Below are 19193 nucleotides of genomic sequence, written 5' to 3'. Positions count from 1 at the left end.
TCCATGCACCATAGAATGACACTGACCGTGATGGCCGGCGCCATGCTGGGACTGGCCGGTTGTGGCGGCAGCTCGTCCACCGCCATCGGCAGCACCGCTCCCGCCCCGGCCTTGCCTGCCGGGCTGGCGCCCGATTGCACCCAGGTCCTGAAACTCGCCTATCCCGACACCGTGTTTCGCAGCGCGCTGCGGGTCGAAGCCGACGCCGTCAGCGCCGGCGCCGTCAAGCTGCCGGCGCACTGCCTGGTCACCGGCGAAATCAACCCGCGCACCGGCGTCAACGGCGTACGCTACGGCATCAATTTCGAACTGCGGCTGCCGCTGGCGTGGAATGGCCGCTTCCAGTTCCAGGGCGGCGGCGGCACCGATGGCAACGTACCGCCCGCTTTCGGCGTACTCAACAACCGGCCCGCCGTGATCCCGGCGCTGTCGCAAGGCACGGCCGTGGTCAGCAGCGACATGGGCCACGCCGCCACCGACAGCCGCGACGCCAGCTTCGGCCTGGATCCGCAGGCGCGCCTGGACTGGGGCTACAACGCGCTGGACCAGGTGACGCAACTGGCCAAGTCGGTGCTGAACAGGTTTTATGGCAAGGCGCCCAGCCATTCCTACTTCGTCGGCTGCTCCGGCGGCGGCCGCCAGGGCATGATGATGACGCAGCGCTTTCCTCAGCATTTCGACGGCGTGGTGTCGGGCGCGCCGATACTCGAGCAGCACGTGGCGCAGGTGGGGTCGATGCAGATTCTCCAGCAGCTGCGCGCAATCGCCCCGCAGGACGCGGCCGGCAACCGCATCCTGAGCCGCGCCTTCAGCGACGCCCAGTTGCAGCGGCTGGCCGACGGCGTGCGCCAGCAGTGCGATGCGCAGGACGGCGCCGCTGACGGCATCATTGAAAACTACGGCGCCTGCACCTACGACGCGGCCGCTCTGCAATGCCGCAGCGATGGCAGCGATGCCGCCGATTGCCTGTCGCCGGGCCAGGTCGCGGCCGTCAACCAGATCATGACCGGGCCGAAGAACAGCGCCGGCGCCCTGCTCTACCCGCCGCTGCCGTGGGACATCAGCCCGGCCGGCTGGCGCAGCGCCATGCTCGGCACTTCGACCACGGCCGTGCCCAATGCCCGCCGCGCCACCAACCAGTCGATCCGCTACGTGTTCATGACGCCGGCGCGGCCCGACTTCGATTACTTCGCCTTCAATTTCGACACCGACCCGGCCACCATGCTGGCCTCGGCCGCGTTCACCGCCACCAACGGCACCAACTACGACGGTTTCAAGGTCCGCAAAGGCAAGACCATCCTGTACATGGGCGTCAGCGACAGCGTGCTCAACGCCAACGGCACCAACCGCTGGTACGATCGCCTGAGCACGGCCAACGGCGGCGTGGCGGCCACCCAGCAGTTCGCCCGGCTGTTCAACGTTCCCGGCATGGACCACTGCAACGGCGGCGAGGCGCTCGACGATTTCGATCCCGTCACGCCGCTCTACGACTGGGTGGAAAAGGACCGTGCGCCCGCCTTCATCCTGGCCAGGGGAGCAAGCTTCCCCGGCCGCGAACGCCCGCTGTGTCCGTATCCGCAAATCGCCCGCTACCAGGGCAGCGGCAGCCACAACGATGCCGCCAATTTTTCTTGCGCGGCCCCCTGAAAGGATCACCATGCAACACTATTTCAAACACACCATGCTGGCGGCAGCCGTCGTGCTGGTGACGGCTGCGCCGCTGGCCCGCGCCGCCGATGCAACGGAAACGGCAGCGGCGCCCGCCGTCGCCGCCGCCGAACGCGAAGGCCGCCTGGTCTGGTACACCACGCTGCTGGGCGAAGCCACCCAGCCGCTGGTGGACGCCTTTGCCAAACGCCATCCGGCCATCAAGGTCGAGGTGGTGCGCGCGGCCGCGCCGCTCAATGCCGCCAAGGTGGTCGCCGAGGCGGCGGCCGGCCAGCCGGTGGCCGACCTGTTCGACGGCAGCTCCACCGCCGGCCTGCTGATGGCGCGCCAGCTGGTGCAGCCTTACGTGTCGCCGTCGGCGGCCACCATCCCGGCACGGTTCAAGGACCCCGACGGCTACTGGACGTCGACCGTGCTGTATTACCTGACGACGGGCTACAATCCGGCCATGATCGCGCCGGACCAGGCGCCACGCACCTGGCAGGACTTGCTGGCGCCGCAGTGGCGCGGCAAGATGGTGTGGAGCGCGGAACAGGCGCCCACCGCCGCCCAGGGCCTGGTGGCCAACGTGCTGCTGACGATGGGCGAGACCGACGGCATGAACTACCTGCGCGCACTGGCCAGACAGGACATCGCCAACGTCAACACCAATCCGCGCAAGATCCTCACCCTGGTCGGCGACAAGGCCTACCCGATCGGTTTGCAGGTAATGGTGCACCACACCGTCATGGCCCAGCACGAGGGCATGACCGTGAACTGGGTGAAGATGGCGCCGCTCACGGCCACCGGCAACGCCATCGGCATCGTGCGCGGCGCGCCACATCCGAACGCGGCGCGGCTGATGGTGGACTTCGTGCTCTCGCGCGAAGGCCAGACCCTGCTCAAGGGCGCCAACCACATTCCATCGAACACGCTGGTGCCCACCGGATTCCCGGAACTGACGGATATCCCGGTCACTTTCATTTCGCCGGTCCAGGCTGCCGCAGGCCAGGACCGCTGGAACGCCATCCTCAAAGAACTGTTTGTCACGCCAAGGACTACGCCATGAACCCGAACCTGCCACACAACCGTCGCCGTACCCTGTTGAACCTGGCGCTGCTCGGCGCCCTGGCAGCCGCCGGCGCCGCCTGCAGCCACCTGCCGGCAGCCGGCCCGCAAGCCACGGCCCGGACCGAGATCGCCGAGGCCCGCCTGCAAGTGGGCGCCACCACCGTGCCCTACCGCGACAGCGGCGGCAGCGGCGTGCCGGTGGTGCTGCTCCATGCCGCCAGCGGCAAGAGCCAGATGTGGGTGCACCAGTTTCCGGCGCTGACCGGCGCCGGCTATCGCGTGATTGCGATCGACTGGCGCCAGCCCAATCCCGGCAGCCCGATCGGCTCGCAATCGACCATCCTGGTCAAGGCGGTGCTCGACCAGCTGGGCGTCAAACAGGCCCACTTCGTCGGCAGCGCGGCCGGCGGCGGCGCCGCGTTCCAGTTCGCCCTCAGCCACCGCGACATGGTACGCAGCCTGGTCGTGGCCAACAGCATCGGCTTCGTCACCGACAAGGACTACCTGGAGATGGGCAACCGCATCCGGCCGTCGCCGCAATTCCGGGCCATGCCGGTCGAGTTCCTGGAGCTGGGGCCGTCCTACCGCGCCGCCAACCCGGAGGGCGTGGCGCGCTGGATGCAGCTGGCGCACGACTTCGTGCCCGGCGCGCCCACGCTGCCGTCGGCCGCACCGGCCGGCGCACCGAAAACCGTACCCGGTTCGAATGCCGTGGTCACGTTTGCCGGCCTGGCCACGCTGAAGATGCCTACCCTGTTGATGACGGGCGACGCCGACCTGTACACGCCGCCGTCGGTGCTGCGCATGTTCGGCGCGCGCATGAAGCAGGCGGAACTGGTGGTAATACCGGAAACGGGCCACTCCGCGTACTGGGAGCAGCCCGAACTGTTCAACCGCACCGTGCTGGCCTTCCTGGCCAAACACTAAGCCCCCGCAGGGGCCACCCTCAATAGCCCTTGAACACAGGCGCGCGTTTTTCCTTGAACGCCGCCTGTGCTTCTTTCGCATCTTCCGTCTTGCCGATCTGCGCGGTCATGTCCTGTTCGTAGCGATAGCCGTCGCGCAAGCTCATATCCTCGATCACGTTCATAGTGTGCTTGCCCATGCGGGTGGAGACCGGGCTCTTGGCAGCGATGGCGTGGGCGATCTCCAGCGCCTTCGGCAGCAGTTCTTCCGGCGCGGTGCACGCCTCGACGATGCCAAGGCGGTACAGCTCCTCCCCGCTCACGCGCTGGCCGGTAAGCGCCATCAGGCGCAAGCGCGAATGGCTGAACAGGCGCATCGCGTGGCGGCAGCCGCCCAGCAGTCCCACATCGACTTCCGGCAAGCCCAAGCTGGCCGCTTCGCTGGCCACCAGGATGTCGGCCGAGGCAACCATCGCCAAACCGGAACCGAGTGCGGCGCCGTTGATCGCCACCACCACCGGCTTGGCGCATTCGCGGATCGCGTGGAAGCACTCGCGGGTGCGGCGCGAATGCGCCATCAGGTCGCCCGGGTGGCGGATATTGTCGGCGCGGCCCTTGAGGTCGGCGCCGGCGCAGAATACCTTGCCGCGCCCGGTCAGCACCACCGCGCGGATCGCGTCGATTTCGGAGATGGCGTCAAGCGCGGCGGTCAGTTCATCGTTGAGGATGCGCGTGAGGGCGTTGACGGGCGGGTTGTCGAGCGTGAGCACGGCCACGTGGCCATCGATACGCAGGTCGAGCTGGGTGTAGGCAGGGAAAGCGGAAGTCATCGGATTCTCGGGATGGTTAAATTAAACGAAGCCGTACAGCAGCGCAGGGTTGTCCACCAGGATTTGCCGGCGCACGGCCGGATCGGGCACCCAGGCGGCCAGCAGGTCGAGCAGCGCGCCTGCGTCGGGCGCGTTGTCGCCCATGCGTACGAACGGCCAGTCCGAGCCCCACAGCAGGCGCGCCGGATTGGCGGCCACCATGGCGTCGTGGAACGGCCGCAGGTCGTCGTACGATGGCGCCTGCTTAGACACCCGGCACAGCGACAGCTTGATCCACACCTGGCCCGCGCGCAGGCGTTCGAGCAGGTGGACGAAGGCGGCATCGGCGGGGCCGCGAGCGATATCGAAGCAGCCCATGTGGTCAAGCACCAGCGGCACCTCCAGCGCCAGCAGCGCTGGCAGCAGGCGCTGGTAGTCGGCGGCACTGGCCCACAACTGCGCGTGCATGCCGAGCGCGCGCATGGCAGGCGCCAGCGCGGCCAGGTGCGTGGTATCGACACTGCCCGCGTAGCGCTGGCCTTTCGGGTCGCGCATCTCGACGAAGCGCAAGCCGCGGATGCCGGCCTCGGACCAGCGCGTCAACTCGGCCACGGAGATCGTGGCGTCGGCCACGCCCACGCCGCGCAGGCGGCCGCCGCTCAGCGCCAGCGCGGCGAGCATCGGCGCCGGATCGCTGCCGTACGGCGCCGGCTGCACCAGCACGCCGCGCGCGGCGCCCACGGTGTCGAGCATTTGGGCGTGCAGCGCGGCCGGCGCCATCGGCAGCGGGTAGCTGGACGGCTGCGCCAGCGGAAAGCGGTCGAACGGGCCGAACACGTGGGTGTGGCTGTCGCAGGCGCCCGGTGGCAGCGGCGTGGCCGGCGCCTGCGGCATGCGCGGCGCCACGCTATCGATGGCGGTCATGCCGCCGCTCCGGTGGCCGCAGGCAGCGCGGTCAGGCCGTCTGCGGCGGCGACCCGCGCCAGCGGATCGGCCACGCCTTCGTCCGGCAGCGGAATGTGGTGCAGGTTAAGCGTCATCGCCACCATCGTGTAGTAGCCGACGATGGCGCCCAGTTCGACGGTGCCGGCTTCGCCGTGGGTGGCCAGCACCTGCTGGTACACCGGCTCCGACACCTGTCCGCCCTGCTGCAACTGGCGCGCGAATTCATAGACAGCGGCGTCCTGCGCATCGTCGAACACCGGCGCGCGCGACTGCGCGATGGCGTCGATGACGGCCTGCGGCAAGCCGGCCACGCGCGCCGCTTCGGCATGGATATACCATTCGAGCTGGCTGTTCCAGCGGCGCGCCGTGACTAGGATCGCCAGCTCGCTCAGGCGCGGCGCGATGCTGGTGCCGAAGCGCAGCAGCGCGCCCATTTTCTGCCAGCGGTCGGCCAGTTCGGGATTGTGCAGCGCGGCCCGCAGCGGGCCCACCAGGCGCGCGCGCGGGCCGCTGACGATGGCGTCGTACACCAGGCGCTGGGCCGGGCTCATGGTGTCAGGTTCGGGAAATGAAATTCGTGGCATGGGGTATCCGTGTAATCAAATGGCGCCGGCGCCGGACCAGGCGGCGATCTCGTCGCTGCTGAAACCGAGCTCGGTCAGCACTTCGGTGGTGTGTTGTCCCAGCAGCGGCGGCGGGCGGTCGAAGCTGGCCTGGGCATTGGCAAAACGCATCGGGCTGCGGATCTGCGGCACGCTGCCGGCCGTGGGATGCGGCAATTCGATCAGCATGCCCCGGTGCTTGACCTGCTCGTCCTCGAGCAACTGGGCAACGGTGTTGATCGGGCTGCACGGCACGCCGGCCTGGTCGAGCAGCGCCACCCAGTCGGCCATCGGCTTTTGCAGGAACAGTTCGGCGATCATCGGCAGCAGCACCTGCTGGTTGCGCACCCGCGCGCCATTGCTGGCGAAGCGTTCGTCGGCGGGCCACTCGGGACGCCCGACCACGTCGCAGAACTTGGCAAACTGGCCGTCGTTGCCGACCACCAGCACCACGTGGCCGTCGGCGCAGCCGAAGACGTCCTGCGGCTGGATGTTCGGGTGCTTGTTGCCGGCGCGCTTGGGGGTCTTGCCGGACACCAGGTAGTTCATGCCCTGGTTGGCCAGGCTGCCTACCATCACGTCGAGCATGCCGATGTCGATATAGTCGCCCACGCCAGTCTCGCTGCGCCGCGCCAGCGCGGCCAGCACCGCCACCGAGGTGTACATGCCGGTCATCAGGTCGACGATCGGGATGCCGACTTTTTGCGGGCCGCCGCCGGGCAGGTCGTCGCGTTCGCCGGTCACGCTCATCAGGCCGCCCATGGCCTGGATCATGAAGTCGTAAGCGGCGTGTTCGGCGCGCGGACCGGTCTGCCCGAAACCCGTCACCGAGCAGTAGATCAGGCCCGGGTTGATGGCCTTGAGGTCATCGTAGCCGAGGCCGTAACGCGCCAGCGTGCCGACCTTGTAGTTTTCGAGCAGGATGTCGGAACGCGCCACCAGCGCGCGCACGATGCGCTGGCCCTCAGCGGTGGCCAGGTCAGCGGTGATCGACCGCTTGCCGCGGTTGGCCGACAGGTAGTAGCCCGATTCTTTGGTCGGCTGGGCGTCGGCGCCGGCCAGGAACGGCGGCCCCCACGCACGCGTGTCGTCGCCGGCGCCGGGGCGCTCGACCTTGATGACATCGGCGCCGAGATCGGCGAGGACCTGGCCCGACCACGGGCCGGCCAGGATGCGGCTCAAATCGAGCACCTTGATATGCGAAAGCGGACCTGCCATGGAATACTCCTGCAAAACGGGATAGCAAAAAAAGGAAAATGCGGCTCAGGTGGCGGCGTCGTCGGGCATGCTGGCGGCCATCGACGGCCGGCGGCTGAAGTCCTGGTGCCAGGCGGCCAATTGCGGCCGGGCGGCGCGCCAGTCCGTACCGGCAAACCGGTAGTCGAGATAGGACAACATGCACGCGAGCGAGATGTGGCCGATATCGATGTCACCGGCGCCGGCCAGGTCGGCGGCTTCGCCTTCGAGCTGGTTAAGGGCGTTGGAAATTTTCAGCTCGAAGGCTTCCAGCCAGGCCGGGGTGGCGCGGGCGGCGTCCTTCATGCGTTCCTGGCGCCACAGCAGCAGGATGGCCAGCATGCCATCGGCCAGGGCCTGGCGGCGCAGCGCCAGCCAGCGCGCCGGACCGGCCGGCGGGAACAGCGGCGTGCGGTCGTGGCGGCTGTCGAGGTATTCGCAGATCACGGGCGAGTCGTACAGCGCGCTGCCGTCGTCGAGCAGCAGGGTGGGAATCTGGCTGAGCGGATTGTCGGCCATGAGCGCCGCGTTCGGGTCGGCCATGGCCACCACCGAGCGGATGCGCTCGACCTGTTCGTATTGTCCCGTCTCGTGCAACAGGACCACTACCTTGCGCACGAACGGGGAGCGCGGGGACCAGTGAAGTTTCATGCCTATCCTTATCTCGGTGATAAGTGAAGGCATGCGCCCTCACTTGAGTTTAATGTCGAGGCGAATCACATCGCCCCGGTAAATGCCCTTGCCGACAAAGACGATGCTGCCGTCCTGGTCGATCGCCGTGCGCGTGACATACGCGACCGGCGCGTTGAGCGGAATTTGCAGCAGCTCGGCGATCACCGGATCGGCCGAACCGAGCGTGAGCACCTGGTGCGCCTCGGCGATCTCCAGTCCCGGCAGATCGCGCAGGATGCGCATCGAGGTCTTGGTCTCGAACGCCTTTTTCGGGATCCGCCGGCTGACGCTCTCCTCGATGTACACATCGCCCAGGTAATACGGCTTGCCGTTGCGCCAGTGGCGCCGGCGCCAGTGCTGGTACGCCGCCGCCAGCGTGCCGGCACCCGGTTCGAGCACCGGCACCGACTGGCCGGAACGGCTGGCCAGGATTTCGATGGTGGCGCCCTCCGGCGCCATCAGCTGACCCGACCAGTCGGTGGCCACTTCGCACCAGAACTGCTCCTGCGGCTTGCCGATCACGAACGTGCCCTTGGCACGGTAGCGCGCGATCAGCTTTTCGTCTTCCAGCAGGTCGAGCGCCTGGCGCACGGTGGCGCGCGCCACGCTGCACGACGCCGCCAGCTCGTCCACGGTCGGAATCTGTTCGCCCACCGGCCACTCGCCCGCTTCCACGCGGTGGCGGAACAAGCTCGCCAGCTGCACGTAGCGCGACACCGCGCTGCGGCTGAAATCGATCGGGGCGTCCTGCTTTGCCGTCTCCGTCTTCATCAAAAAACCTCTTTCAATCGTCTGTACAGTATTGTCAGCGGCGGCGCACGCGCGCCCCGCAATTCGACAATATAACAACTTCTGGCGCCAATCAATTGATAAACCGGTCTTTTGACTCAAATACCAAAAAACAAAACTTGTGGAAAAATCCAGCTAGCTACCCTGGAACTGCGGGCTGCGCTTTTCCAGGAACGCCTGCATGCCCTCGCGCTGGTCGCCGCTGTCGAACAACAACTGGAACGCTTTACGCTCGAGCAACAGCGCCGAATCCAGCGGCAGGTCCTGCCCCATGTGCACCACCTCGCGGATTGCCCGCACCGCCAGCGGCGGCATGGCGGCAATCGTGACAGCCAGCGCCGTGGCCCGCGCCAGCGCGGCGCCGTCGGCCACCACCTCGGACACCATGCCCGCCGCCAGCGCATCGGGGGCGGCGATCGGTTCGCCCGTGAGCATCAGGCGCAGCGCCTGGTATTTGCCCATGGTGCGTACCAGGCGCTGGGTGGCGCCGGCGCCGGGCATGATGCCAACCCGGATTTCGGGCTGACCGAAGCGCGCGCCCGCGCCGGCGACGATCAGGTCGCAGGCCAGCGCCAGCTCGCAGCCGCCGCCCAGCGCATAGCCCTCCACCGCCGCGATCAGCGGCTTGCTGCTGCGGCGCAGCTGGTGGAAGACGGCATCGGTGGCCAGCAGGGTGTGGTCGGTGGGCGTCATGGTCGCCATCTCGGCGATGTCGGTGCCGGCCACGAAGTAGCCGCCGGCGCCGGTAATAATCACCACGCGCACGCTGGCATCCTGCTCCAGCGCGGCCAGGGCCGCACCCAGTTCTTGCTTGACGGCGAGGTTGAGCGCATTGCGACGCGCGGGCCGGTCGATGGTCAGCAGCGCCACCCCGGGCGCGGGGCTGGAGGCGATGACCAGCGGCGGGGTTTGCAGCGTTTCGGTCATGTCATGCCTCCGCAACGCGTTCGATCAGCGCGGCGATGCCCTGTCCCACGCCGATGCACATGGTGCACAGCGCGTAGCGGCCGCCGCGCAGTTCCAGCTCGTGCACGGCGCTCATCACCAGGCGCGCGCCGCTCATGCCCAGCGGGTGGCCCAGTGCGATGGCGCCGCCGTTCGGGTTGACGTGGGGAGCATCCTCGGCCACGCCCAGCTCGCGCAAGACGGCGATGCCCTGGGCGGCAAATGCTTCGTTCAATTCGATCAGGTCGATGTCGGCCAGCGTAAGGCCATGCTGCGTTAGCAGGCGGCGCGTGGCCGGCAACGGTCCCATGCCCATCACGCGGGGCGCCACGCCCGCCGTCGCCACGCCCAGCACGCGGGCGCGCACGCGCAGGCCCAGCCGCGCCGCCATCGGCTTCGAGGCGATTAGCATTGCCGCCGCGCCGTCGTTGACGCCCGACGAATTGCCGGCGGTGACACTGCCGCCAGCGCGGAAGGCCGGCTTGAGCCTGGCCAGCTGTTCGGAGCTGGTGTCCGGGCGCGGATGCTCGTCGGCAGCAAACATCACTGTCTCGCGGCCGCGCCGTACCGGCACCGGCACGATTTCGGCATCGAAGCGACCGGCCGCCTGCGCCAATGCGGCCTTGCGCTGGCTGTTGAGCGCAAACGCGTCCTGGTCGGCGCGCGAGACGCCGTAGTCCTCAGCCACGTTCTCGGCGGTCTCGCCCAGCGGCTCGGCGCCGTAACGCTCGGCCATCAGCGGATTGACGAAGCGCCAGCCGATGGTGGTGTCGGCAATCGCCGAATCGCGGCTGTACGCCTGCTCGGCCTTGGGCACCACGAACGGAGCTCGGCTCATGCTCTCGACACCGCCGGCCAGGTAAAACTCGCCAGCGCCGGACTGGATCGCCCGCACGGCGGCGCCCACGGCGTCCATGCCCGAGCCGCACAGCCGGTTGACAGTCACGCCGCCCACTTCCTGCGGCAGGCCGGCCAGCAGCAGCGCCATGCGGGCGACGTCGCGGTTGTCCTCGCCGGCCTGGTTGGCGCAGCCGAGGATCACGTCATCGAGCAGCGACCAGTCGAGCTGCGGGTGGCGCTGCATCAGCGCGGCGATCGGCAGCGCCGCCAGGTCGTCGGCGCGCACGCCGGCCAGGGCGCCGCCGTAGCGGCCGATCGGGGTGCGAACGGCGTCGCAAATATAGGCATCGAAGGTCATGCGGTCCTCTTGTCGAAAAATGTGTGGTCGGTGGCGCCCAGGCGGCGCAGCAGCGGCGCGGCGCGATAGCGATCTTCTCCGTAGCTGGCGGCCAGGTGGTCGATCGCCTGCACCACGCGCGCGGGGCCGACGGCGTCGGCCCAGGCCAGCGGACCGCGCGGGTAGCTGACGCCCCTTGTCATGGCCAGGTCCACGGCGGCGGCATCGGCTACGCCCTGCTGCACCAGTTCGGCCGCCTCGTTGGCCAGCATGGCGACGGTGCGCATAACGATCAGGCCGGGGGCGTCGTCGAGTTGCACCACGCGCTTGCCCAGCCGCTGGAAAAAGCCCGCCGCCAGCTCCAGCGCGTGCGGCGGCGCCTGGTCGGCGCAAGCCAGCGCCACCAGGCTGGCGCTGCGGTAATCGAAGGCCAGGTCGAACAGCACGTCCACCGGCGCGGCGCCGTCACCGGCAGCGCTACGCGCGGTGGCGGTACGACCGTCGGTGAGGGCGAGCGCCACGCCATCGAAGCGCAGCACGCCCGCGCCGGCGGTGCGGCTGACCGCCAGGCCGGCCTGTTCGGCCAGTTCCGCCAGCACGGCGGCCGGCCCCAGGTCGCCTTCGACTACCACCGTGGCAGGAGCTGCCGACTCGGCCAGCAGAAGCGGTACCGGCGCGGCCGCAGCGGCGCTGTAATCGTAGAAGCCCCGGCCACTCTTGCGCCCGAGCCAGCCCGCATCCACCAGGTCTTTTTGCAGCAGCGATGGCGTGTAGCGCGGATCGCAATACATGCCCTGCCAGACGGTGCTGGTGACGGCATAGTTGACGTCGTGGCCGATCAGGTCCATTAGTTCGAAGGCGCCCATGCGGAAGGCGCCCGCTTCGCGCAGCACGGCATCGAGCGTGGGCACGTCGCCGGCGCGGGCGTCGAGCAGGCGCAAGGCTTCCGCATAGAAGGGCCGGGCCACGCGGTTGACGATGAAACCAGGCGTGGAGCGGCACCGCACCGGCGTTTTGCCCCACGCGGACGCGGTGGCAAACAGGGTATCGAGCACGGCGGTGTCGGTGACCTTACCGCCCACGATTTCCACCAGCGGCATCAGCGGCGCCGGGTTAAAGAAATGCATGCCTGCCACGCGCTGCGGACGCGCCAGGCGCGCGGCCAGCGCCGTGATCGACAGCGACGAGGTATTGGTGGCAACGATGGCGTGCGGCGCCAGCAGCGTCTCGAGTTCGGCCAGCACGCGGGCCTTGATGTCGATGTTCTCGACAATAGCCTCAATCACCAGCGCGCAGCCGGCCAGGTCGGCCAGCGTGGTTGCGCCATGCAGGCGCGCCAGGCGCTGGGCGCTGTCGGCAGCAGCCAGGCGGCCCTTGGCCACCAGTTTGGCGTAGGTCTGGCGGATCGCCTCGAGGCCGCGTTCGAGCGCAGCGGGCGCGGCGTCGTGCAGCAGCACCGTGTGGCCGGCGTCGAGCGCCACCTGGGCGATGCCGCTGCCCATGGCGCCGGCGCCGATCACGCCAATCTGCGCGTCCTGTTGTAATGCGGTCATCTTATCTCCTGGATTGTCTGGATTATTAGCGGTCATGGCGTCGGCAGCCGCTTATTTGGCAGCGGCCGCGTCGGGGCGCACGCCGATCAGCAGGGAGATGGCGCCCAGCGCCAGCACGCTGCCGAAGTAGTACTGGCCGGCCATCAGGTTGCCGGTCTGACTCGCCAGCCAGCCCACAAGGATCGGGCTGAACACGCTGCCCAGGCCGGCAGTGGCGCTGAGCACCGCGATGCCGCCGGCCGCTGCCGCACCGGACAGGAAGGTCGAGGGCAGTGTCCAGAACGGGCCGGTCAGGCTCAGCGTGCCGGCGGTGACCAGGGTCAGCATCAGGACCGACAATGCCGTGCTGTCGTGCACCGACGGCAGGGCCAGCCAGCCGGCGGCGGCCACCAGGGCCGGCAATGCCACGTGCCAGCGGCGCTCGCCGGTCTTGTCCGAGTGGCGGGCGTTGAAGTACTGGGCAAACAGGGCGATACAGAACGGAATCACCGACAGCAGGCCGATGGTGAACACATTGTCGATGCCCGATTTACGGATGATGGACGGCAGCCAGAAGAACACCCCGCCGGTACTGACCAGCACGCCAACACCCATGCCGGCAAGCCAGTACAGGCGCGGCTCGCGCAGCGCTTCCTTGAACGAATGGCGGGTCTTGGCTTTCTTGGCCAAGTTCTCTGCATCGAAATCGCGCTGGATCAGCGCCTTCTCGTCAGTGGACAGCCAGCTGCTGGCAGCGGGCGAGTTTTGCAGGTAGAAGTAGGCGAAGATGCCGATGAAACAGGCCGGCAAGCCTTCGACAATGAACAGCCACTGCCAGCCACGCATGCCGCCCACGCCTTCAAACGCGTGGATCAGCCAGCCCGACAGCGGACCGCCGATCATGCCGGCGATCGGGATCGACATGGTGAATAAGGCGGTGAAGCGGGCGCGGCGGCTAAGCGGCACCCAGTAGGTCAGGTAGAGCAGCATGCCGGGAAACAGGCCCGCTTCGGCCGCGCCCAGCAGCAGGCGCATCAGGTAGAACGACAGCGGCGTGGTCATGAACGCCATGGCGGCGCTGCACAGGCCCCACAGCACCATGATGCGCAACAGCGTGGCGCGCACGCCCACGCGGTGCAGGTACATATTGCTGGGCACTTCGAACAGGATGTAGCCGACATAGAAAATGCCAGCGCCGATGCCGTAGATAGTTTCGGTAAAGCCGAGGTCGTGGACGAAGTGCAGCTTGGCGAAGCCGATATTGGAGCGATCGATGAAGGAAACGACGTAGCACAGCATCAGCAGCGGCATCAGCCGCCATAGCACCTTGCGGTAGACCGCGTCGGCAGCGGCATCGGGCAGGCGCGGCAGTGGCGGTGGCGAGGTCGGCGTGGCGGGCCCCTCTTTGATTACATCCGCGTTGGTCATACAAGTCTCCATCGATGGGTGAGTGCGGTTTTCTGACGCAGGTTGCGCTGAAAAGCTTATAGTCCATATGTATGACCTATAGGTTACGCTGCTTTGCCGACGCTGTCAAACGCCTGTCGCTTTGAAATTACTAGACAAATCGATCTAGATATTTTATTCTAGATCGATGATGACCACTCCCAAACCCACCGCTGCCGAGCTCGAGATGCTGCGCCTGCTGTTCGCGCTGGGCCCGGCCACGGCCAAGCAAGTGCACGCCGCCGCGCTCGACACCCGGCCGGACATGAATTACGCCACCGTGCTGCGCCTGCTGCAAGTGATGCACACCAAGGGCCTGCTCAAGCGCGACGAAAGCCAGCGCGCCCACGTGTACGCGCCGCTGCAGGAGCAGGATGCGATCCAGACCAATTTGCTCAAAGAGCTGATCCAGAAAGCCTTTTCCGGCTCCGGCAAGGCGCTGGTCCTGGCCGCGCTGCGCGGCGGGCATGTGAGCAAGAAAGAGCGTGCCGAGATCCAGGCGTTGCTGGACCAGGAAAAGCCGTAGGCGCGCCGGTTAACGGCAACCCTCGCACGCCGATTTCCGCGACGGCGTCTCGGAATTCTCGCATGGCAGCCCCGGTGGGCAGTACCAAATGCCACTACAATGGTGCCCCACCCGACTTTACGCCGCACCGATGAACCACCGCTTCGACTCCTGGCCCGCCCTGCCCCATCCCGTCATTGCCGTCCTGCTCGGCGTCGCCATCTGCGCGGTACCGGTGATACTGCCGCACTTCGACCTCGCCAACCTCGGCGCCAACCTGTTCGCCTACTGTTTCGCCTGCGTGCTGGCGTACCCGTTCGCAGCGCTGCTGCGCCACCGGATCACCAATGTCGTACTGCTGTGGGCGGTGGCTTCGCTATTGATGCTGGCCGCCTGCTTCTACCACACCAACATCATGGCGGAGACCGCAAACGCCCTGTGGCCCCAGCGACGCGACGCGACCCTCGCCAAGTTCCTGTTCAACCTGCCGCAGGTAACCCTGGGTGTGTTGGGCTGGTGGATACTGGTCATCCGCCCCGACCGCCGCGCTCCGGTCGTGCGCGAGGAAGACGATGAAGTGCTGGAGCAGGAAGACAAATCCTGATCCCGAAGTCGGGACGAAAAAAAACGGGCCAAAGCCCGTTTTTTTCGTCCGGATTAAACCAGAATTAACGCTGATCCAGCGGCTTCACGTCGCGGGCGGTCGAGCCGACGAACAGTTGGCGTGGACGGCCGATTTTCTGTTCTGGGTCGGCGATCATTTCGTTCCACTGGGCGATCCAGCCGATGGTGCGGGCCATGGCGAAGATACCGGTGAACAGCGACACTGGAATGCCCAGCGCCGATTGCACGATGCCCGAGTAGAAGTCGACGTTCGGGTACAGTTTGCGCGAAACGAAGTATTCGTCGTTCAGTGCAATCTTTTCCAGTTCCATCGCCAGCTTGAACAGCGGGTCGTCTTGCAGGCCCAGCTCTTCCAGCACTTCGTAGCAGGTTTCGCGCATCAGCTTGGCGCGCGGGTCGAAGTTCTTGTACACGCGGTGACCAAAGCCCATCAGCTTGACGCCCGAGTTCTTGTCCTTGACCTGCTCGATGAAGGCCGGGATGTTGTCAACCGAACCGATTTCTTTCAGCATGGTCAGCGCGGCTTCGTTGGCGCCGCCGTGGGCAGGGCCCCACAGGCAGGCGATACCGGCAGCGATACAGGCGAACGGGTTGGCGCCCGACGAACCGGCCAGGCGGACGGTGGAGGTCGAAGCGTTTTGCTCGTGGTCCGCGTGCAGGATCAGGATGCGGTCCAGGGCGCGCACCAGCACGTCGTTGACCTTGTACTCTTCGCACGGGTTACCGAACATCATGCGCATGAAGTTGGCGCTGTACGACAGGTCGTTGCGCGGATACATGAACGGCTGGCCCATCGAGTACTTGTACGCCATGGCGACCAGGGTCGGCATCTTGGCGATCAGGCGGATGGCCGAGATTTCGCGTTGCTTGGCATCGTTGATGTCGAGCGAGTCGTGGTAGAACGAGGCCAGCGCGCCGACGGTACCAACCAGTACCGACATCGGGTGCGCGTCGCGGCGGAAGCCACGGAAGAAGAATTGCATCTGCTCGTGCACCATCGTGTGCTTGGTGACGGTGTCAACGAACTCCTGCTTCTGAACGTTATTAGGCAGTTCGCCGTTCAGCAGCAGGTAGCACGATTCCATGAAGTCGGCGTTGACGGCCAGCTGTTCGATCGGATAGCCGCGGTACAGCAGTTCGCCCTTGTCGCCGTCAATGTACGTGATCGACGAATTGCACGACGCGGTGGACATGAAGCCCGGATCGTAGGTGAACTTGCCGGTGCCGGCGTACAGCTTGCGAATGTCGATGACGTCGGGACCGATGGTGCCCTTGTAGATCGGGAATTCGATGGGCTGGCTGCCATCGGAGAACGACAGGGTGGCTTTGTTATCAGAGGTGTTCATGGACTCTTCCTTTTTTAGGGAGATGGTGCGAAAAAAGTTCTGGTGCCTGGCGGCCTGCGGCTTGTGGCTTCAGGCCTGGCGCAACCGCTGCAGCAACGCATGCACGTGCGGCAGGTCGATTTCGCCGTCCGGCTCCTTGCGGGCCAGTACCAGATCCATCAGGTCATTGTCCGACAAGTCGAGGAGCCGCGTGAACGCGTCCACTTCCCCGTCGGTCAATTCGGTTTCATGCGCATCGAGAAAACGGGTGAGGATGATGTCGTTTTCCAGAAGACCCCGGCGCGAGCGCCAACGCAGGCGCGCTCTGTTGGCTGGGTCCGACTGATGTGCAGATTGGTTCGGTTCAGTCATGGGTCACTACTTTACACTGCGCGCGCCGATCATGCTGGAGCGCTACTTCTAAATGAAACGGGCGACGTTGCCGCCGCCCGCCACTGCGCTGTCAGATGGCGCGGCGTACCATCAATTCCTTGATTTTACCGATCGCCTTGTTCGGGTTCAGGCCTTTCGGGCACACGTCCACGCAATTCATGATCGAGTGGCAGCGGAACAGGCGGTACGGGTCTTCCAGGTTGTCCAGGCGCTCGCCGGTGGCTTCGTCGCGCGAGTCGGCGATGAAGCGGTACGCTTGCAGCAGGCCGGCCGGACCGACGAACTTGTCCGGATTCCACCAGAACGACGGGCACGACGTCGAGCAGCACGCGCACAGGATGCACTCATACAGGCCATCGAGTTCTTCGCGTTCGGTCGGCGTTTGCAGGCGTTCTTTTTCAGGACGGATCGAGTCGTTGATCAGGTACGGCTTGACCGAATCGTACTGCTTGAAGAACTGGGTCATGTCCACGATCAGGTCGCGGATCACCGGCAGGCCTGGCAGCGGACGCAGCACGATCGGCTCGGTCAGCTCGTTCAGGTTGGTGGTGCAGGCCAGGCCGTTCTTGCCGTTGATGTTCATCGCGTCGGAACCGCACACGCCTTCGCGGCACGAGCGGCGCAGGGCCAGCGAATCGTCCACGTCGGACTTGATGCGTTGCAGGGCGTCGAGCAGCATCTTGTCGGTGTCTTTCAACTCGACGGTGATGTCCTGCATGTACGGCTTCGCATCCTGGTCCGGATCGTAGCGGTAGATTTTCAGTTTGATAGTGCGTGCCATGTTCTAGCCTTAGAAAGTACGTGGTTTCGGTTTGAAGGTGTCGACCGTCAGTGGCTTGGTCACGACTGCCTTGTAATCCAGGCGGTTGCCTTCCGAGAACCAGAGGGTGTGCTTCATCCAGTTGTCGTCGTCGCGGTGCGGGTAGTCGTCCTGGGCGTGGGCGCCGCGCGATTCCTTGCGCGCTGCTGCCGAGACGATGGTCGCTTTCGCGGTTTCGATCAGGTTGTCCAGTTCCAGCGCTTCAACGCGCGCGGTATTGAACACTTTCGACTTGTCCTTGAACGAGACGTGCTTGCGACGCTCGTCCAGTACCATGATTTCCTTGACGCCCTGGTTCAGCATCTCGTCGGTACGGAACACGCCGCAGTATTTCTGCATCGTGGCGCGGATGTCGTTGGCGACGCCCTGCACTTTTTCCGAACCGGTGGACGTTTCCAGCTTGTTCAGGCGGTCCATGGCGAAGTCCGACGCGTCTTTCGGCAGCGGCTTGTTTTCTTTTTGCTTGAGGTTCGAGGCCACCACGTGGTTGCCGGCCGCGCGGCCGAATACCACCAGGTCGAGCAGCGAATTGGTGCCCAGGCGGTTGGCGCCGTGCACCGAGACGCAGGCGCATTCGCCGATGGCATACAGGCCGTTGACAATCTTCTGGCTGCCGTCGGCGCCAGGCACCACCACTTGACCATGGATGTTGGTCGGAATACCGCCCATCTGGTAGTGAATGGTTGGCACGACCGGGATCGGTTCCTTGGTCGCATCGACGTTGGCGAACTTGTGGCCGATTTCCAGGATCGATGGCAGGCGCTTCTCGATGGTGTCCTTGCCGATGTGGCGCAGGTCCAGCATCACGTGGTCCTTGTTCGGACCGCAGCCGCGGCCTTCCTTGATTTCCTGATCCATCGAACGCGAGACGAAGTCGCGCGGCGCAAGGTCCTTCAGCGTTGGCGCATAACGCTCCATGAAACGTTCGCCTTCGGAGTTGATCAGGATACCGCCTTCACCGCGCACGCCCTCGGTAATGAGCACGCCGGCGCCGGCCACGCCGGTCGGGTGGAACTGCCAGAATTCCATGTCCTGCAGCGGCAGACCGGCGCGTGCCGCCATGCCCATGCCGTCGCCGGTATTGATGAACGCGTTGGTCGAGGCAGCGAAGATACGGCCGGCGCCACCGGTGGCAAACATCGTGGTCTTCGCTTCCAGGATCATGACGTCGCCGGTTTCCATTTCCAGCGCAACGACACCAACCACGTCGCCGTCGGCGTCGCGTACCAGGTCCAGCGCCATCCACTCGACGAAGAAGTGGGTACGGGCGCGGACGTTACGCTGGTACAGCGTGTGCAGCAGGGCGTGGCCGGTACGGTCGGCCGCGGCGCAAGCGCGCTGCACGGCTTTTTCGCCGAAGTTGGCGGTGTGGCCGCCAAATGGACGCTGGTAAATCGTGCCATCCGGGTTACGGTCGAACGGCATGCCGAAGTGTTCCAGTTCGTACACGACCTTCGGTGCTTCGCGGCACATGAATTCGATCGCATCCTGGTCGCCCAGGTAGTCGCCACCTTTGACGGTGTCGAACATGTGCCAGAACCAGCTGTCTTCGGCCATGTTGCCGAGCGATGCGCCGATGCCGCCCTGGGCTGCCACGGTGTGCGAACGGGTAGGGAAGACTTTCGACAGCACCGCCACGTTCAGACCGGCTTCAGCCAGTTGCAGGGATGCGCGCATGCCGGAACCGCCGGCGCCAACGATTACCGCGTCAAAGCGGCGGGTAGGGATTGCAGATTTGATTGCTGCCACG

19 protein-coding genes are annotated in these 19193 nt (G+C 66.2%); 5 read left to right on the top strand and 14 right to left on the bottom strand.

The window, feature by feature from the left end; all coding sequences use genetic code 11:
* Window positions 1–3: 3 nt before the first annotated feature.
* From ASF04_RS15320 to ASF04_RS15310, 3 genes are read left to right on the top strand one after another with little or no spacing between them, the layout of a single operon-like run.
* Window positions 4–1647 carry a tannase/feruloyl esterase family alpha/beta hydrolase gene (locus ASF04_RS15320; RefSeq protein ID WP_082488799.1) on the top strand — a complete coding sequence of 548 codons (1644 nt, stop codon included), beginning with the start codon at window positions 4–6 and terminating at the stop codon, window positions 1645–1647.
* Between the two features lie 10 nt (window positions 1648–1657).
* The gene (locus tag ASF04_RS15315) at window positions 1658–2716 is read left to right on the top strand and encodes an ABC transporter substrate-binding protein (protein ID WP_056143357.1); all 1059 of its coding nucleotides are present in this window, start codon (window positions 1658–1660) and stop codon (window positions 2714–2716) included.
* On the top strand, window positions 2713–3645 hold the full coding sequence (locus ASF04_RS15310) for an alpha/beta fold hydrolase (RefSeq protein WP_056143354.1): 933 nt from the start codon (window positions 2713–2715) through the stop codon (window positions 3643–3645). Before ASF04_RS15315 ends, ASF04_RS15310 begins: the two co-directional genes overlap by 4 nt.
* A gap of 19 nt (window positions 3646–3664) precedes the next feature.
* Here the strand turns inward: ASF04_RS15310 and ASF04_RS15305 are convergent, their stop codons facing one another.
* The 10 genes from ASF04_RS15305 to ASF04_RS15260 form a co-directional block, all read right to left on the bottom strand.
* Complete coding sequence (locus ASF04_RS15305; protein ID WP_056143351.1) at window positions 3665–4453, bottom strand: enoyl-CoA hydratase/isomerase family protein; 789 nt, start codon at window positions 4451–4453, stop codon at window positions 3665–3667.
* 21 nt (window positions 4454–4474) lie between these two features.
* On the bottom strand, window positions 4475–5356 hold the full coding sequence (locus ASF04_RS15300; RefSeq protein ID WP_056143348.1) for an amidohydrolase: 882 nt from the start codon (window positions 5354–5356) through the stop codon (window positions 4475–4477).
* Complete coding sequence (locus tag ASF04_RS15295) at window positions 5353–5961, bottom strand: carboxymuconolactone decarboxylase family protein (protein WP_056143345.1); 609 nt, start codon at window positions 5959–5961, stop codon at window positions 5353–5355. Before ASF04_RS15295 ends, ASF04_RS15300 begins: the two co-directional genes overlap by 4 nt.
* A 15-nt stretch (window positions 5962–5976) precedes the next feature.
* Window positions 5977–7197 (bottom strand): CaiB/BaiF CoA-transferase family protein, encoded by a 1221-nt coding sequence (locus ASF04_RS15290; protein ID WP_056143342.1) that lies wholly within the window; start codon window positions 7195–7197, stop codon window positions 5977–5979.
* Between the two features lie 45 nt (window positions 7198–7242).
* The gene (locus ASF04_RS15285) at window positions 7243–7866 is read right to left on the bottom strand and encodes a glutathione S-transferase family protein (RefSeq protein ID WP_056143338.1); all 624 of its coding nucleotides are present in this window, start codon (window positions 7864–7866) and stop codon (window positions 7243–7245) included.
* A gap of 39 nt (window positions 7867–7905) precedes the next feature.
* Window positions 7906–8658, bottom strand: coding sequence for a GntR family transcriptional regulator (locus ASF04_RS15280; RefSeq protein WP_082488797.1), 753 nt, complete (start codon window positions 8656–8658; stop codon window positions 7906–7908).
* Between the two features lie 153 nt (window positions 8659–8811).
* Window positions 8812–9603: an enoyl-CoA hydratase-related protein gene (locus ASF04_RS15275; RefSeq protein ID WP_056143335.1), complete on the bottom strand. Its 792-nt coding sequence runs from the start codon at window positions 9601–9603 to the stop codon at window positions 8812–8814.
* A gap of 1 nt (window position 9604) precedes the next feature.
* Complete coding sequence (gene pcaF / locus ASF04_RS15270; RefSeq protein ID WP_056143332.1) at window positions 9605–10819, bottom strand: 3-oxoadipyl-CoA thiolase; 1215 nt, start codon at window positions 10817–10819, stop codon at window positions 9605–9607.
* Window positions 10816–12351 (bottom strand): 3-hydroxyacyl-CoA dehydrogenase, encoded by a 1536-nt coding sequence (locus ASF04_RS15265; RefSeq protein ID WP_056143329.1) that lies wholly within the window; start codon window positions 12349–12351, stop codon window positions 10816–10818. Before ASF04_RS15265 ends, pcaF begins: the two co-directional genes overlap by 4 nt.
* Before the next feature lie 51 nt (window positions 12352–12402).
* Entirely contained in the window at window positions 12403–13758 is a 1356-nt protein-coding gene (locus tag ASF04_RS15260) for an MFS transporter (RefSeq protein WP_056143326.1), read from the bottom strand.
* Window positions 13759–13927: 169 nt separating this feature from the next.
* Between ASF04_RS15260 and ASF04_RS15255 the strand changes: the two genes are divergently transcribed.
* Together ASF04_RS15255 and ASF04_RS15250 are read left to right on the top strand one after the other, a co-directional pair.
* Entirely contained in the window at window positions 13928–14302 is a 375-nt protein-coding gene (locus tag ASF04_RS15255) for a BlaI/MecI/CopY family transcriptional regulator (protein ID WP_056144631.1), read from the top strand.
* An 88-nt stretch (window positions 14303–14390) separates the two neighbouring features.
* The gene (locus tag ASF04_RS15250) at window positions 14391–14885 is read left to right on the top strand and encodes a hypothetical protein (protein ID WP_229205067.1); all 495 of its coding nucleotides are present in this window, start codon (window positions 14391–14393) and stop codon (window positions 14883–14885) included.
* A 64-nt stretch (window positions 14886–14949) separates the two neighbouring features.
* Here the strand turns inward: ASF04_RS15250 and gltA are convergent, their stop codons facing one another.
* The 4 genes from gltA to sdhA all read right to left on the bottom strand — a co-directional run bounded on the left by gltA (window position 14950) and on the right by sdhA (window position 19192).
* A complete protein-coding gene (gene gltA / locus ASF04_RS15245; protein ID WP_056143319.1) occupies window positions 14950–16251 on the bottom strand; it encodes a citrate synthase in 1302 nt (433 codons plus the stop codon).
* Between the two features lie 69 nt (window positions 16252–16320).
* A complete protein-coding gene (locus tag ASF04_RS15240) occupies window positions 16321–16602 on the bottom strand; it encodes a succinate dehydrogenase assembly factor 2 (protein ID WP_056143316.1) in 282 nt (93 codons plus the stop codon).
* 91 nt (window positions 16603–16693) lie between these two features.
* On the bottom strand, window positions 16694–17404 hold the full coding sequence (locus ASF04_RS15235; protein WP_056143313.1) for a succinate dehydrogenase iron-sulfur subunit: 711 nt from the start codon (window positions 17402–17404) through the stop codon (window positions 16694–16696).
* Window positions 17405–17413: 9 nt separating this feature from the next.
* Window positions 17414–19192: a succinate dehydrogenase flavoprotein subunit gene (gene sdhA, locus ASF04_RS15230; RefSeq protein ID WP_056143310.1), complete on the bottom strand. Its 1779-nt coding sequence runs from the start codon at window positions 19190–19192 to the stop codon at window positions 17414–17416.
* Between the last annotated feature and the right edge of the window lies 1 nt (window position 19193).

Origin of the sequence: Duganella sp. Leaf61 (assembly GCF_001421905.1) — a bacterium.
GTDB lineage: Bacteria > Pseudomonadota > Gammaproteobacteria > Burkholderiales > Burkholderiaceae_D > Rugamonas > Rugamonas zoogloeoides.
The sequence above is the reverse complement of the archived record's forward strand: the minus strand, read 5'-3'. Positions and strand labels throughout refer to the sequence as shown.